At 56.0% G+C, this 13604-nt stretch carries 12 protein-coding genes; 4 read left to right on the top strand and 8 right to left on the bottom strand.

What is annotated here, in order from left to right; genetic code table 11:
* Window positions 1–237: 237 nt before the first annotated feature.
* Together ABNH18_RS02690 and ABNH18_RS02685 are read right to left on the bottom strand one after the other, a co-directional pair.
* Complete coding sequence (locus ABNH18_RS02690; protein ID WP_349381334.1) at window positions 238–669, bottom strand: PaaI family thioesterase; 432 nt, start codon at window positions 667–669, stop codon at window positions 238–240.
* 55 nt (window positions 670–724) lie between these two features.
* Entirely contained in the window at window positions 725–1525 is an 801-nt protein-coding gene (locus ABNH18_RS02685; protein ID WP_349381333.1) for an IclR family transcriptional regulator, read from the bottom strand.
* A 318-nt stretch (window positions 1526–1843) separates the two neighbouring features.
* Here ABNH18_RS02685 and ABNH18_RS02680 point away from each other — a divergent pair, with 318 nt between their 5' ends.
* The 3 genes from ABNH18_RS02680 (at window position 1844) to ABNH18_RS02670 (ending at window position 6632) form a co-directional block, all read left to right on the top strand.
* The gene (locus tag ABNH18_RS02680; protein ID WP_349381332.1) at window positions 1844–3268 is read left to right on the top strand and encodes an aldehyde dehydrogenase family protein; all 1425 of its coding nucleotides are present in this window, start codon (window positions 1844–1846) and stop codon (window positions 3266–3268) included.
* A 181-nt stretch (window positions 3269–3449) separates the two neighbouring features.
* Window positions 3450–4385 (top strand): metal-dependent hydrolase, encoded by a 936-nt coding sequence (locus ABNH18_RS02675; protein ID WP_349381331.1) that lies wholly within the window; start codon window positions 3450–3452, stop codon window positions 4383–4385.
* A gap of 294 nt (window positions 4386–4679) precedes the next feature.
* Entirely contained in the window at window positions 4680–6632 is a 1953-nt protein-coding gene (locus tag ABNH18_RS02670) for a TonB-dependent receptor family protein (RefSeq protein ID WP_349381330.1), read from the top strand.
* A gap of 180 nt (window positions 6633–6812) precedes the next feature.
* On the opposite strand, the gene ABNH18_RS02665 is transcribed toward ABNH18_RS02670, so the two are convergent.
* The 5 genes from ABNH18_RS02665 to ABNH18_RS02645 form a co-directional block, all read right to left on the bottom strand.
* Window positions 6813–7583: an SDR family NAD(P)-dependent oxidoreductase gene (locus ABNH18_RS02665; protein WP_349381329.1), complete on the bottom strand. Its 771-nt coding sequence runs from the start codon at window positions 7581–7583 to the stop codon at window positions 6813–6815.
* Window positions 7584–7683: 100 nt separating this feature from the next.
* On the bottom strand, window positions 7684–8448 hold the full coding sequence (locus ABNH18_RS02660) for an SDR family oxidoreductase (RefSeq protein ID WP_349381328.1): 765 nt from the start codon (window positions 8446–8448) through the stop codon (window positions 7684–7686).
* 141 nt (window positions 8449–8589) lie between these two features.
* Window positions 8590–9636 carry a phosphotransferase family protein gene (locus ABNH18_RS02655; RefSeq protein ID WP_349381327.1) on the bottom strand — a complete coding sequence of 349 codons (1047 nt, stop codon included), beginning with the start codon at window positions 9634–9636 and terminating at the stop codon, window positions 8590–8592.
* A gap of 82 nt (window positions 9637–9718) precedes the next feature.
* Window positions 9719–10927 carry an acyl-CoA dehydrogenase family protein gene (locus tag ABNH18_RS02650; protein WP_349381326.1) on the bottom strand — a complete coding sequence of 403 codons (1209 nt, stop codon included), beginning with the start codon at window positions 10925–10927 and terminating at the stop codon, window positions 9719–9721.
* Between the two features lie 84 nt (window positions 10928–11011).
* Window positions 11012–11689, bottom strand: coding sequence for a histidine phosphatase family protein (locus tag ABNH18_RS02645; RefSeq protein ID WP_349381325.1), 678 nt, complete (start codon window positions 11687–11689; stop codon window positions 11012–11014).
* A gap of 172 nt (window positions 11690–11861) precedes the next feature.
* Between ABNH18_RS02645 and ABNH18_RS02640 the strand changes: the two genes are divergently transcribed.
* Window positions 11862–12641, top strand: coding sequence for an enoyl-CoA hydratase/isomerase family protein (locus tag ABNH18_RS02640; protein ID WP_349381324.1), 780 nt, complete (start codon window positions 11862–11864; stop codon window positions 12639–12641).
* A 79-nt stretch (window positions 12642–12720) separates the two neighbouring features.
* Here the strand turns inward: ABNH18_RS02640 and ABNH18_RS02635 are convergent, their stop codons facing one another.
* Complete coding sequence (locus tag ABNH18_RS02635) at window positions 12721–13344, bottom strand: TetR/AcrR family transcriptional regulator (RefSeq protein WP_349381323.1); 624 nt, start codon at window positions 13342–13344, stop codon at window positions 12721–12723.
* Window positions 13345–13604: the final 260 nt, after the last annotated feature.

Below are 13604 nucleotides of genomic sequence, written 5' to 3'. Positions count from 1 at the left end.
CGGCGCTTGGAGCCGCCATGAGAAAGCTGGTGCACATCGCTTACGGCGTACTGGCGCACCAGAAAGAATATGAACCACAACCCATGTGAGAGGGTTGTAGTTCATTAGGAGAGACGGTATCTACAAGAAAAGGAGTGGAAGCGCGCCGGCGGCGCAATGTCGGTAGGCAATAAACGGGCTTGGCCGGAGCGCCTCTCAAGGCGAAAACGTGTATTTTGATCACGCGAAAAAAGGAAATTATTCGCTGCGCAAGCGGAAGGTAGCCTCACCCAGCGCCAGCAGCGTGTCCTTTTCATCGAACACTTCCATGGTGCTGTTGTAGATTCGGGACCCACCGGCACGGCGAGTACCGACCGCACGAATCAATCCTTCACTGGCCTGCCCGGTGAACGTGGTAGTCATCGATAAAGTAACGGCCTTGCGGATATGGGTTGGGTCCGGGCACCAGGTACCGGCACAGGCCCCGGCCACATCCATCAGGGTCGCTAGCACCCCGCCATGAATGACACCCCCCAGATTCAAATGCCGGGTTTCAATCTGCAACCCCAGCACTGCTCTGCCCTCTTCCCATTCCAGAAAATGAAACCCCACCAGAGAGGGAAAACCCATAGAGAAACGGGCGTTGGCATCAGCCAGGGAGAAGCCTTTGGAGGGCGGAACTGCACTCATACTCTCGCACTCATTGTTCGTTTTTATCTGTGCCCGACACGGCTGGTCCAGAGGTTCAGGCGCGGCCCTGTACCATCTGCCCCACCTGCCCGACCACGTCTTTCAGGCGCGGGCCCAGATTTTCCAGCAGCGTTCTGCGGCTTAAACGCAGTGATGACCCTCCGCAATTGAACGGCACCACCTGAGCACCACCATCCAGAATCAACGGCACCGCCACGCCACTCACGTCCCGGTTCCACTCTCCGTCAGAGGTGCAGAAACCGTACTGCTCGTATTCGTCATAGGCACTCTGCAGGCTACGCTCAAGGGCGGGCCAGGCAGAGGGATCCTGCTGGCGGATCTGTTCGTAATACATTTCGCGCTCGGCTTCCGGCGTGGCCGCCAGGAACGCACGCCCCAGGGCCGACGTGGCCATGGGCACTCGCGAACCGATGTCCAGGCGCAGCACCAGCGGGCCATTGCCCTGGCACACTTGAATGTAAGTCACCTGGGCGCCATCCGGGGCCCCAATAGCCACCATGCAATCGGTGGAATCCGCCAGTTCCTGCATGTAAGGCCGCGCCAGATCCCGCACCCCTTCGCTGGCCAGATAGCGGTAACCGAGATCCAGCACGCCCGGCCCCAGCCGGTATTTCTCCAGCTGCGGCACATAACGCAGGTAACCCAGCTGCGTCAGCGTCGCCGTCATCCGCGAGACGGTTGGGCGCGGAATGCTGGTCCGTTTGGCCAGTTCCGCATTGCCCAGGTATTCATCTGAGGGGCCGAAACAGCGAAGAATATCCAGCCCCCGTGCCAGGGCCGTGACGAAATTACGGTCTTTATCATTGGCGCCGAGGTCGGCAACAGCTCTACGCATTCTTCTCGTTCCTGTATCAGGCTTCGGGATGGCTGAAATCGGCTGCGCCGGCTAACCGGACATCGATTTCATTTATAGTTATGTATTAGGCGCGCAAATATAACAAAAAGCGTTCCGCCTGCCCAAGACACCGCTTACCCGCGGCTCAAGCCTGCCTTGGCCCGGCGTCCCTCTCTCAAGCACAATGGGGGTGTGGGCACGGCAGGAACATTCACCATGTCACGCTTCGGCTATAGTGGTCAATATTTTAAAATTACGTTTCATTATTGTAATGTTGACCCACCACACACAATGGAAGACCGACAAAAGGACGATTCCATGGACACGCTGCAGCAGTTCTACATCAACGGCAGTTGGGTTTCTCCCGCACCGGGAGCCACCACCCACGCCGTTATCAACCCCGCCAATGAAGAACAGATTGCTACCTTGCCACTGGCTCAGGCCGCCGATATTGATGCGGCAATCGACGCCGCTCACCAAGCGTTTCCCACCTGGTCTGCCCTGCCGCTGGAAGAGCGACTGGGCTATATGGAAAAAATGCTCGAGGCCTACCAGTCCCACCTGCCGGAAATGGCCGAAGCCATCAGCCAGGAAATGGGCGCCCCCATTTCCCTGGCCAGTAAAGTGCAGGCCCCCATGGGGCTCGCCCATCTAAAAACCGCGCTGGGCATCGCCCGGGAGTTTCCGTTTGAAGAAACCGCGGGCCAATCACTAATCCGCCGTGAAGCGGCCGGTGTCTGCGCTCTGATCACGCCCTGGAACTGGCCCATGAATCAGGTCATGTGCAAGGTTGCCCCGGCCATGGCCGCCGGTTGCACCATGGTGCTCAAGCCCAGCGAATTCGCTCCCCTGTCCGCTAACCTGCTGACCCGCATCATTGATGAAGCTGGCGTCCCTGCCGGGGTCTTTAACATGGTGTATGGCGATGGCGCCGCCGTGGGGCCGTTGCTGTCCAGTGACCCACGTATTGATGTGGTATCACTCACCGGCTCCACCCGCGCCGGGGAATCGGTAAGCCGGGAAGCGGCCAGCACGATCAAACGCGTCTCTCTGGAACTGGGCGGCAAATCCGCCAACATCCTGCTGCCGGGCTGTGATTTGGAGCAGGCCGTTACTCACGGGGTACGGTCCATGATGACCAACACCGGGCAGAGCTGTAACGCGCCCTCACGCATGCTGGTGCCGGCGGATCAGTTGGCCGAGGCCGAGCGTATTGCGGCACAGGTCTGCGACAGTGTTGTGGTCGGCGATCCCGCCGATAACGCCACGGTGATGGGCCCCATTGCCAATGGTCGCCAGTATAAGCGGGTGCAGGCCATGATCGAGAAAGGGCAGGAAGAAGGCGCCAAACTGGTGGCCGGCGGTCCCGGCATGCCTGAGGGCATAAGCCAGGGCTATTTTGCTCGCCCCACCGTATTCAGCGAGGTGAACAACCAGATGACTATCGCCCGGGAAGAAATTTTCGGCCCGGTGCTGGTGATGATCCCCTACGACACTCTGGATAACGCCGTCGATATCGCCAACGATTCCGAATACGGGCTCTCCGGTTATGTGTTTGGGGACGAGGCTCAGGCGCACCAGGTAGCCAATCGCCTGCGTACCGGTAATGTCCATATCAATGGGGCCGGCCCGGATGTACAGGCCGCCTTTGGTGGCTACAAACAATCCGGGATTGGCCGCGAATGGGGCCGCTTCGGCTTTGAGGAATTCCTGGAAACCAAATCCCTGTTCCTGCCCCGGTAATACCTCCTGCGTCATAACCAGTACACAAGATCCCTCACTCTGTGTACTGGCAATAGCGCCCCACCCGGGGCGCTAAATTGCCATTTACCTGATCCGCTGCAACCTCGACTATCGTCACATCAGGCAATGTCACAGTATGGCATTCAGCGGCGCCCCTGCCGCCAGAGATCAGGAGGACACCATGACAACAACAGCATCCACGACCATTGAATCAGGCCAATCGAAGGCCAAGAAAGTCCCGCTGGGCGCCACCGTTAATATTCCACCCCGCCGCTTGGACTTCCAGTTCGATGACAAGACGTCACCGCGCTATTTCTATGACAACGACCCCTTCCTGAGTGCGTTCTGGCTAAGCCTGTCCGCCCTGTTTCCGGAAGGCGAGGCGTTCTTCGTGGACTCAGTACGCCATTACCGTAAAGAGATCACTGAGGCGACACTAAAAGCCCAGGTCTCAGGCTTTATCGGTCAGGAAGCCATGCACAGCAAAGAGCATGAAGCCTGGAACAACATGGGGGTCAAGTTCGGCTACCCCACCGATAAGTTGGACAAATCCCTGGGCAAACTGCTCGGTCTGGTGCAAAAACGTACACCGAAAATTTTCCAGCTAGCTGCGACGGTCTGCCTGGAGCACTACACCGCTATCATCGCCGAACAGCTGCTACGCGAAGATGAGCACCAGGAAAAAATTATCGATGAAGCGAGCCTAAAACTGTGGTTATGGCATGCTCTGGAAGAAAACGAACATAAGACTGTGGCCTATGACGTCTATGAAAAGGTCAGCGGTAGTTACGCCATTCGTGCGGGAGCCATGATCCCCACCACCGTCCTCTTCTTTGCCGTGTTAGCCGCCTTCCAGGTTCGCATGCTGGCCTCTGACGGGCGTCTTCTCAGCCTGAAAAACAACTGGAAAGGAATGAAGTTCCTGTTCGGCCGAAAGGGGCTGTTTACCAAACTGACGCCCCAGTATCTGGATTTCTTCAAACGGGATTTCCACCCGTCCCAGCACGACACTGACGCCCTGCTCGACGAATGGCGCGAGAAACTCTTCGGTACCGACGGCATGCTCACCGAGCAACATGCCCAGGCCAGCCAGCGCAAGGGCAAGAAAACTCACTGAGTGTCTTTTCCTGCCATAAAAAGGGCTGCTTCTCGCAGCCTTTTTTTATGGGCGTCCGTTACGGGTAACAACAGAGAAACTGCGACTTACGGGGAACATGACTACTACTTTCGCACTGTATCTATTGAGGAGTAGCGCCGAAGCCAATAGCGTAAGCCTCACACTAACAACAAAGCCGTAGATGCCATGCCCTCATTGAAGCGAATCGCCTTCGGTCTTGCGACAATCAACCTGCCCCTGATTGCCTTGGCGCAGCCCTCTGAGCTCGACACCATACAGGTTGACGGAACGCGGATGGAACGCAGCCTGCTGGATACCCCTGCCGCCGTAAGCGTCGTGGAGGCAAACACAGCTCAGCAGGGGCAACAGAATATACAACTTGATGAAACTCTCGCTCGAGTACCTGGACTCTACCTGCAAAACCGATACAACTTCGCTCAGAATCAACGCCTATCTATCAGGGGCTTTGGCGCACGTGCTCCCTTTGGGGTCCGGGGGCTGCGCATTCGTGTTGACGGCTTCCCCGAAACACTGCCGGACGGGCAATCACAGGTAGACAATATTGATTTGGACTCCATCTACCAAGCAACGGTATTACGTGGGCCTGCCTCCGTTCTCTATGGCAATGCCACCGGCGGCGTAATCGACATTGAAAGCCTATCTGGGCGAAACATAAGGGGAAACGGTGAGCTGAGTTTGTCGAGCGGCGCAGATGGCTTTCGCAAAGCCCATCTAAAGAGCGGCGGACAGAAAGGCAATGCTCATTATTATCTGGGACTCAGCGGTCTCAACTACGACGGCTACCGTGATCAAAGCGCAGTGGAAAAATACCAGCTAAACAGCCGAGTTGGCTGGGAGCTGGACAACCACCAAGAAATAGACCTGTTTCTAACGGCGCTAGACACTCCATATGCAGAGGATCCGAGCGGACTAACCCGTCTCCAGGCCCACACAGACAGAAAACAGTCGACCCTGCTTGCAGACCGACTGGATGCTGGCCAAGAAGTAGACCAACAGCGCCTTGGCTTCCGTTACCGCAATACATCGTTAGCCGGAGGCCTACTTCAAGCTCGGGCCTTCATTAGCCAGCGTGACTTTACTCAACAACTCCCATTTCCCGGCAGTAGTCTGATTGATTACCAGCGAACCTTTTACGGTGTTGGTGTGGAATATCATCATGATCTGGACCTCTTCGGCTTACAGCACCGTTACCTGATTGGCGTTGACGTGGATCGTCAACAGGACGACAGGGGCCGTCGTAACGTCAGTTTCAATGGCGCAATTACTGGCCTCAGTGCCAATGAAGATCAAACCGCCACGAGCAGTGGCGTCTTTATACAAACCGATACTTTCCTGACCGATAGCATCACCCTCTCTTTGGGTGCAAGAGCCGATCGAATACAGTTCAAGATAAAGGATGATTTCCTCACAGACGGCAACGATAGCGGCGAACAACAATTCAATGAAGGTAGCTTTAGTGCCGGTGTTGCCTGGCATGCCCTTCCCGCTCACACCTTTTATGCCTCGATCAGTTCAGCCTTTGAAACCCCTACCTTCACTGAGTTAGCCAACCCCTCAGGCGTAGGGGGATTCAACCCGAATTTGGATCCTCAAAACGCACTAAACAAGGAAGTGGGGATGCGCGGCACAATAAGCGATGGGTTACTGTATGACATGACACTCTTTAGTGTCAGCGTGAAAGATGAAATAACGCCCTACGAACTAGGGGGGCGGACCTTCTATGAAAATGCCGCACGCACTCGTCGTGAAGGGATGGAGTTATCACTTGAACATTTCACGACAGACACACTAACCACCACCGTCGCCTGGACCTGGGCACAATACCGTTTCGAACGCTTCGTCGATCAGCAACAAGGTATGGACGTGAGCGACAATCACATGCCGGGGCTTCCTCAACACATTATTTTTGCCGAAGCGGCATGGCGCCCCAGTAACGGAATATTTGTTATTGGTGATGTCCGTTTCGCCAGCTCTGTATACGCGGAAAACACCAATGAAACTCGTATAGGAAGCCATGCCGTTGCCAACGCGCGGATCGGCAAGCGCTGGGACTTTAACCGCCAACACCTGGAACTACACACCGGGATTAACAACCTTTTTGATCGTGAGTACTACAGCAACATCCGCATTAATACCAACAGTGATAGACCCAACCCTGATGACCGTGGCTATTTTGAACCCGCGCCCGGCCGCACCTTGTATGCCGGCATGACGATTGGATGGTGAGAAGAAGATAAGAAGCCTGTGCGGCCTCCAGAGCCCTTCGCGATACGAACATCGCTTTCCCACATACCCAGCCTCTAACGCCGGGCGTATGGGAAGTCATGCTCGCCTGCCGAAGATGCTGGCACATTTACTTAACAGCATTACGCAGAAAAGCGGGGGCTTGTGTATGAACAAGGGCAATCAGAATGCCGACACACCACCGTCCACAGCAATGGTTTGGCCATTCATATAACTGTTCGCTGGCGACAGTAGCATGAGCATAGCTGTAACGATCTCAGAGGGTTGGCCCAGGCGTTTCATTGGACACCCCGATGCCAGCATGGCATGCATCTGCTCTCGGTCCTGCGATAACTCGCCTTCGTCCAACATCGGGGTATGAGTATAGAACGGGCAAACCGCATTCACGCGGATGTTGCGCTTGGCATATTCAATTGCCGCTGTACGAGTAAGGCCGATCACCGCATGTTTGGCCGCCGAGTAGGCACCAATCTTGGGCGCACCACCCAGCCCGGCCATGGAGCTAACGTTAACGATACTGCCACCGCCAGCTTTCATGGCATTGATTTGGTGCTTCATTCCGAACATGACGCCCTTAACGTTCACGTTCATCTGCTGATCAAGCACTTCTTCGGTCAGCTCTGCGAACGGAATAAAACCGTGGGCAATACCCGCATTGTTCACCGCCAGGTCCAGGTGACCGAACTGGGACAGTGCCGTATCCACCATGGCCTTGCAGTCTGCCTCGCTGGAGACATCACAACGCAACGCCGCCACTTTCACACCTTGCCCCGCCAGCGCATCAGCCTGCGGATTCAGCGCATCCATATTGATATCACCCAGCACCAGCGCCGCCCCGCGCTTGCCCAGCTCTTCTGCCAGTAACTTGCCAAACCCGCTGGCCGCGCCGGTGATCAGCGCTGTCTTGCCAGTAAAATCAAGAATCGGATCCATTACGTTCTCCTTCGTCGAATCGCTTCACGCAGCACGCTGACGCTTCACGCCAAAAATTCTTGTTGCGTGTAGCCTGGTGCGTGCGGCGTGTAGCGTCGCTTTAAATCGTAAAGCCACCATCAACCACGATACATTCCCCGGTCACGAAGCTGGACGCATCGGAAACCAGGTAAAGGACCGTACCGGCCATTTCTTTCGGTTCCGCATGACGGCGCATGGGGATCTGGCTAAGGGCTTGTTTGTAGATGTCTTCGTTGGTGAACAGGGCACCGGCAAACTTGGTTTTGGTCAGGCCCGGCAGCAGAGCATTCACCCGCACATTGAATTGCGCGCACTCTTTGGCGAACGACTTGGTCATGCTGATAACGGCAGCTTTGGAAATGGAGTAAACGCCCTGGCCTTCGCCCGGAGTGAGGCCATTAACCGACGCGGTATTCACGATGGCGCCACCACCATGTTCGCGCATCAACTTGCCACCCTCTACGGACATGTAGAAGTAACCGCGCAGATTCACATCCACGGTCTTGTCGAAGGCATCCACTGGCGTATCCAGAATATGGCCGAAATACGGATTGGCGGCGGCGTTATTCACCAAAATATCCAGTTTGCCGTGCACCTCGCGGATATGGGCAAACACTGCTTCGATCTGTGCCAGTTCACCCACATGGCAAGCAAACGCTTCCGCGCTGCCGCCATCAGCCTTGATGGCATCGGCAACAGCCTGACAACCCTCAATCTTGCGGCTGGACACAATCACATGGGCGCCCTGCTCTGCCAGCAGGCGGGCAATTTCTTCACCGATACCCCGGCTGGCGCCGGTGACCAGGGCAATCTTGCCCTCAAGGTTAAACAGGTTGGTACTCATTCATTTTCTCCCGAGAAAAGCGACACGCTACAAGCTGCAAGCACCAACGCGCGCATAGCTTGTAGCCATTCGAAAAGCGGAATAACCGCGCCGCAGCACGGCTTTTCCTTGGAGCTTGAGGCTTGCAGCTTGAAGCTGCTTTTACGCTCCTTCGTTGATAATCTGCATGGCCATGGAAGCCAGCGGTTCTACCAGGGCGCCGACTGCAGCCGCTTCCTTGTTGGAGGCATTACCGTCTTCAGCTCGTTTCGCCACACCCTGACAGATCGCAGCGAGGCGGAAGAAGCTGAACGCCAGATAGAACTCCCAATTGTCGATATGCGAAATACCGCGGCGTTCGCAATACATGGCCACGTACTCTTTTTCCGTAGGGATACCCAACGCACCATGGTCCTTGCCTTGCAGGCCGGCCATCTTGGCGTCGCGCTGCGGCATGCGCATGCCCATACACTGATACGCCAGATCCGCCAGCGGATGCCCCAGGGTCGACAGCTCCCAGTCCAGCACCGCAATCACTTCCGGCTTGCTGGGGTGCCACATCATGTTGTCCAGGCGATAATCCCCGTGCACCAGTGACACCTGACCATCGTCTTCCGGTTGATTGGCCTGCAGCCAGGCAATCAGCGAATCCATGGCCGGGATTTCCTGCAGCTTGGAAGCTTCATACTGCTGAGTCCAGCGGCCCAGCTGACGCTCGAAATAATTGCCCGGCTTGCCATAATCGGTCAGGCCCACCGCGTCCACATCGACGCTATGCAGTGCCGCCAGCACCCGGTTCATCTCCGTGTACATCTCACCGCGAACTGCATTGCCGGCCTCGCCCTCACCCACTTCGGGCAGCGCGGCGCTCCACAGGATACGGCCCTCACAGAACTCCATTACATAGAACATGGAGCCAATCACATCGCGGTCTTCACACAGGTGCAGCACCTTGGGCACCGGCACATCAGTGTCTTTCAGAGCGGCCATGACACGGAACTCGCGGTCTACCGCATGGGCAGACTTGAGCAGCTTGCCCGGCGGCTGACGGCGCAGCACATAGGAGCCGGAGGTGGCAGTGATCTTGAAGGTGGGGTTGGACTGCCCGCCCTCGAACTTGTCGGCGTCGATGGGACCTTTGAAGCCATCAATGTGCTGTTCAAGGTATTCAGCCAGTTTCTGTGTATCGAGTGTATCCACCTGGGACATGGAGCTCTCCTGTTCTTCTCTGTTCTGCTGCGCAAATAGCAAAGCCCGGAGCGCTATAAACGCTCCGGGCCAGCACCCGAAATCAGGCGAATTGTTTAGCCATGTTCCGGCCCAGCTGCATCATGTGCACCTGATCCGGACCATCGGCCAGACGCAGGGTGCGCGCGTAGCTGAAGAAATGAACCAGCGGCGTATCCTGGCTCAGGCCCACGGCACCGTGGATCTGAATCGCCCGATCGATGACATTTAACGCCATATTCGGGGCAATCACCTTGATCATAGCGATCAAATCCTTGGCGTCTTTGTTACCCGAGCGATCCATGGCGTCTGCCGCCTTCAGGGTTAGCAGCCGCGCCTGCTCGATTTCGCAGTAGGATTTGGCAATATCTTCACGCACGGAGCCCTGCTTGCTCATGGGGGCACCGAACACTTCACGCTGGTTCACCCGCTTACACATCATCTCGAACGCTTCCTGGGCGGCACCGATCATGCGCATGCAATGATGAATCCGCCCTGGACCCAGGCGACCCTGAGCGATCTCAAAGCCACGACCTTCGCCGAGAATCATATTGGCTTTCGGCACGCGAACATTATCGAAGATCACTTCGGCGTGGCCTTCCGGTGCATCGTTGTACCCGAACACCTGCATAGGGCGAACGATGTTAACCCCGGGGGTATTGGTGGGTACCAGCACCTGAGACTGCTGCTGGTGACGGTTCGGGTTGTCCGGGCTGCTCTTGCCCATCACGATCATGATCTCGCAAGTCTTGCGCATGGCGCCGCTAATATAGAATTTGCGGCCGTTGATCACGTAGTCGTCACCGTCTTCGGTGATGCGCGTTTCAATATTGGTGGCATCAGAAGACGCCACTTCCGGCTCGGTCATGGCGAAGGCACTGCGGATACGGCCTTCCAGCAGCGGCTTTAGCCATTGCTCTTTCTGGGCTTCATTACCGTACTTGCTCAGTACTTCCATGTTGCCGGTATCCGGCGCGGCACAGTTGAATGCCTCGGACGCAATCCGGCAACGGCCCATCTCTTCGGCCAATGGCGCATACTCCAGGTTGCTCAGGCCTGCGCTGTATTCGCCGTATTCCTTGGGCAAGAATAGGTTCCAAAGCCCTTTGGCTTTAGCCTTTTCTTTCAGCTCATCCATAATCGGCGGGGTTTCCCACGGGCTCTTTTCCAGCTGCTCGTGGTACAGCCCTTCCACCGGGCGAATTTCGTTGTTGATGAAATCACGCACCTGGGCGATCAATGTCTGCATTTTTTCTGTGTACTGAAAATCCATGAAGCTCTCCCTGTTGAAAAATGCGACACGCAACACGCCTCACGCTACATGCAAAGGAGCCATCAGGCGTGCTGAGTGTCTTTTTTAATAATAGGTAATCGCGTCGAACCGGTCCGGGCGATCCAGGTGCGGCACGTTATTGAAACTGGCCATGCGCACCACCTTTTGATTAAAGAAACCGTGGCTCACGCTGCTGTTGCGAATTTGCAGGTTCAGCTCCACCACAGCGTCATCCGACGCATCAAGAATATGCTTGATAAACATGGCCATGGCGCCGCCGGAACTGACGATCAGCACCCGGTCCTTGTCGCTGTACTGATGCTGGATATGATCGCGTGCAGCAGCGACACGGTCCGAAAACCCCTGCCAGGTTTCCGGTAAATCGCCGGTTAGAGTATCCATGCGCCAATGTTTCATGGCGGTCTTCAGGGCCTTATAGAAAGCGGCCACCGGAGCGCCTTCACCGGGCATCTGGTCCGGATGCTGGGTCAGGTAGGCATTCACCAGAGACTGAAAATCGAACTCGTTAAGGCCTGGCTGAATATCCTCAGGCAAGGCCACACCAAGCCCTTCACAAATACCCGCCCCGGTTTCCCGGTGCCGTACCAGATCTCCGCACACCAAGGCATCAAAGCCCATGCCCCGCTCGGCAAAATACTCGCCCAGCCAGCGCGCTTGCTGATGACCCAGTTCGGAAAGGCGATCGTAATTATCGGTACCGAACGATGCTTGTCCGTGGCGGACAAGATAAAACTGGGTCATGCGCGAATCCTCGTGATCTGAAAAGCGATTCAACCAGACTAGATCAGGGTTATTAGTTAGTGAAATTGATATTTTGCATCCCGCTCAATAAATTCCATGCATTGTGCAATAGCTATTATTCGGAACACTGTTTCGATATTGTTCAGCACTTCCCCCCCTTTGGAGATGCGCCATGACAGACCTGACACTCAGCAGCGGATTTATTCAAACCCGTGAACACAACGCCGTGCTGCACGTCACACTGGACCGCGCCGACAAGCTCAACGCGCTTACCGCAGCCATGTATCAGGACCTCACCACCGCCGTACAACACCTGGCCGAGCGTGATGATCTGAATGCCCTGCTCCTCACCGCCAAAGGCCGCAGCTACTGCGCCGGTAACGATATTCAGGACTTCCTGCAGGCCGATCCCGCCAGCCGTGATAACGGCAAATTGAGCCCCGCCATGATACTGATCCACGCCATCATGGCGCTGGATAAACCGGTGATCATGGCCGTACAGGGCAACGCCACGGGCATCGGCACCACCATGCTGCTGCACGCGGACCTGGTGATTGCCGCCGACAACGCCCGCTTCCATACCGCCTTTATCAACCTGGGGCTGGTGCCCGAAGCGGGTTCAAGCTTGATTCTGCCTGCTCTGATTGGCCGCCAGAACGCCAATCGCCTGCTACTGGCAGGCGACAGTTTCACTGCAGAAGAAGCCGAACGGATGGGGCTGATTGCCTACAGAGTGGGAGTGGAAGAGCTGGAGTCCAGGGCCCAGGCGCTGGCCGACAAGCTGGCCGCCAAAACACCGGCGGCCATTGCCATGACCAAGCAGCTGACACGCCTGAGCGACGCGGCGATCAAATCACAGATAGAAAAGGAAAGTGTCATGTTTGCCGAGCGCATGTTCAGTGACGACACCCGGGCGCTGTTTGCAGGGTTCCTGAACAAATCAGGCTCATAGCGCCAGGCAACGCATGACAAGAAGTGGCGAATCCGGGCTGACGACCTCACCACGGAGTCGTCGGACGTGTGGCGTGAGGTTATTTCATCACGCCACGCAGTGCGATCTGCACCACTTCGTCGACCAGCTCGGCAAGTTGCTCTGGGGTTTCTTCTTCACGGTAGTGGTACCAGTTGATGACCGAGTTCATCGCGCCAAACACCGGTTTAATAGAAACCCGGGGGCGACTGGCCCGCATCGTCCCGTTACTCATGCCCTCTTCCAGCACCGCCATGAACATGGCTTCACACTGAATACGACGGGACTGTAAATAGGTTAACTGTTCGCGCTGCTCTGCCGTGGTGCTGTTGCGCAATATCATTTGCACCGCTTCCGATACGGTACGTTGATAAGGCTGGGTCTGGATTAGGGTATGGATATAGCGGCGCGCCATTTCCGTAAACCGTTCCGGCGCAGGAAGATCAGACTCAGCAACCGGCTCTACCTCATCAAAAATAGCATCCATGGCGCGATGATGGATTTCGAAAAAAAGCGCCGCTTTGGAGCTGAAATAGTGATAAACCATGCCCTTGGTGGCAGACAGACGACGGGCGATATCATCAATGCTGGTGGCATTGAAGCCCCTTTCCATGAAACACAACGCTGCCGCATCGAGGATCGCCTGGCGCGGTTCGCTTACCAGTGCCTCATTCGCATTCCCCATTTTCTTACTCCTTTACCTGCACTTCCCTAATCTACCGATGCCCAGCTGTCACGCTGGGGCAAGGCAGTCCTGCAATCGTCTTTCTTTTCAATTTTTGTTATCGACACAATTTGCTTGCAAATTTTGACACAACTCAAGCCAAGGCCCATTGACCGTGCAGCGAGCGGTGACGGATTTCCCGCCCTAAGTGGCGCTTTTCACCCTTTACGGCTGATTGCGTCGCTCGCATACTGGTTCTTTTAAAATAATGTTTTGAAAAG

Source organism: Alcanivorax sp. (genome assembly GCF_040118815.1).
Lineage (GTDB): Bacteria > Pseudomonadota > Gammaproteobacteria > Pseudomonadales > Alcanivoracaceae > Alcanivorax.
This window is presented reverse-complemented; position numbering and strand designations above follow the sequence as displayed.

Coding starts and splice junctions, on each gene's coding strand:
- ABNH18_RS02690 (WP_349381334.1), bottom strand. CDS start 669: ATGAGTGCAGTTCCGCCCTCCAAAGGCTTCTCCCTGGCTGATGCCAAC.
- ABNH18_RS02685 (WP_349381333.1), bottom strand. CDS start 1,525: ATGCGTAGAGCTGTTGCCGACCTCGGCGCCAATGATAAAGACCGTAAT.
- ABNH18_RS02680 (WP_349381332.1), top strand. CDS start 1,844: ATGGACACGCTGCAGCAGTTCTACATCAACGGCAGTTGGGTTTCTCCC.
- ABNH18_RS02675 (WP_349381331.1), top strand. CDS start 3,450: ATGACAACAACAGCATCCACGACCATTGAATCAGGCCAATCGAAGGCC.
- ABNH18_RS02670 (WP_349381330.1), top strand. CDS start 4,680: ATGGAACGCAGCCTGCTGGATACCCCTGCCGCCGTAAGCGTCGTGGAG.
- ABNH18_RS02665 (WP_349381329.1), bottom strand. CDS start 7,583: ATGGATCCGATTCTTGATTTTACTGGCAAGACAGCGCTGATCACCGGC.
- ABNH18_RS02660 (WP_349381328.1), bottom strand. CDS start 8,448: ATGAGTACCAACCTGTTTAACCTTGAGGGCAAGATTGCCCTGGTCACC.
- ABNH18_RS02655 (WP_349381327.1), bottom strand. CDS start 9,636: ATGTCCCAGGTGGATACACTCGATACACAGAAACTGGCTGAATACCTT.
- ABNH18_RS02650 (WP_349381326.1), bottom strand. CDS start 10,927: ATGGATTTTCAGTACACAGAAAAAATGCAGACATTGATCGCCCAGGTG.
- ABNH18_RS02645 (WP_349381325.1), bottom strand. CDS start 11,689: ATGACCCAGTTTTATCTTGTCCGCCACGGACAAGCATCGTTCGGTACC.
- ABNH18_RS02640 (WP_349381324.1), top strand. CDS start 11,862: ATGACAGACCTGACACTCAGCAGCGGATTTATTCAAACCCGTGAACAC.
- ABNH18_RS02635 (WP_349381323.1), bottom strand. CDS start 13,344: ATGGGGAATGCGAATGAGGCACTGGTAAGCGAACCGCGCCAGGCGATC.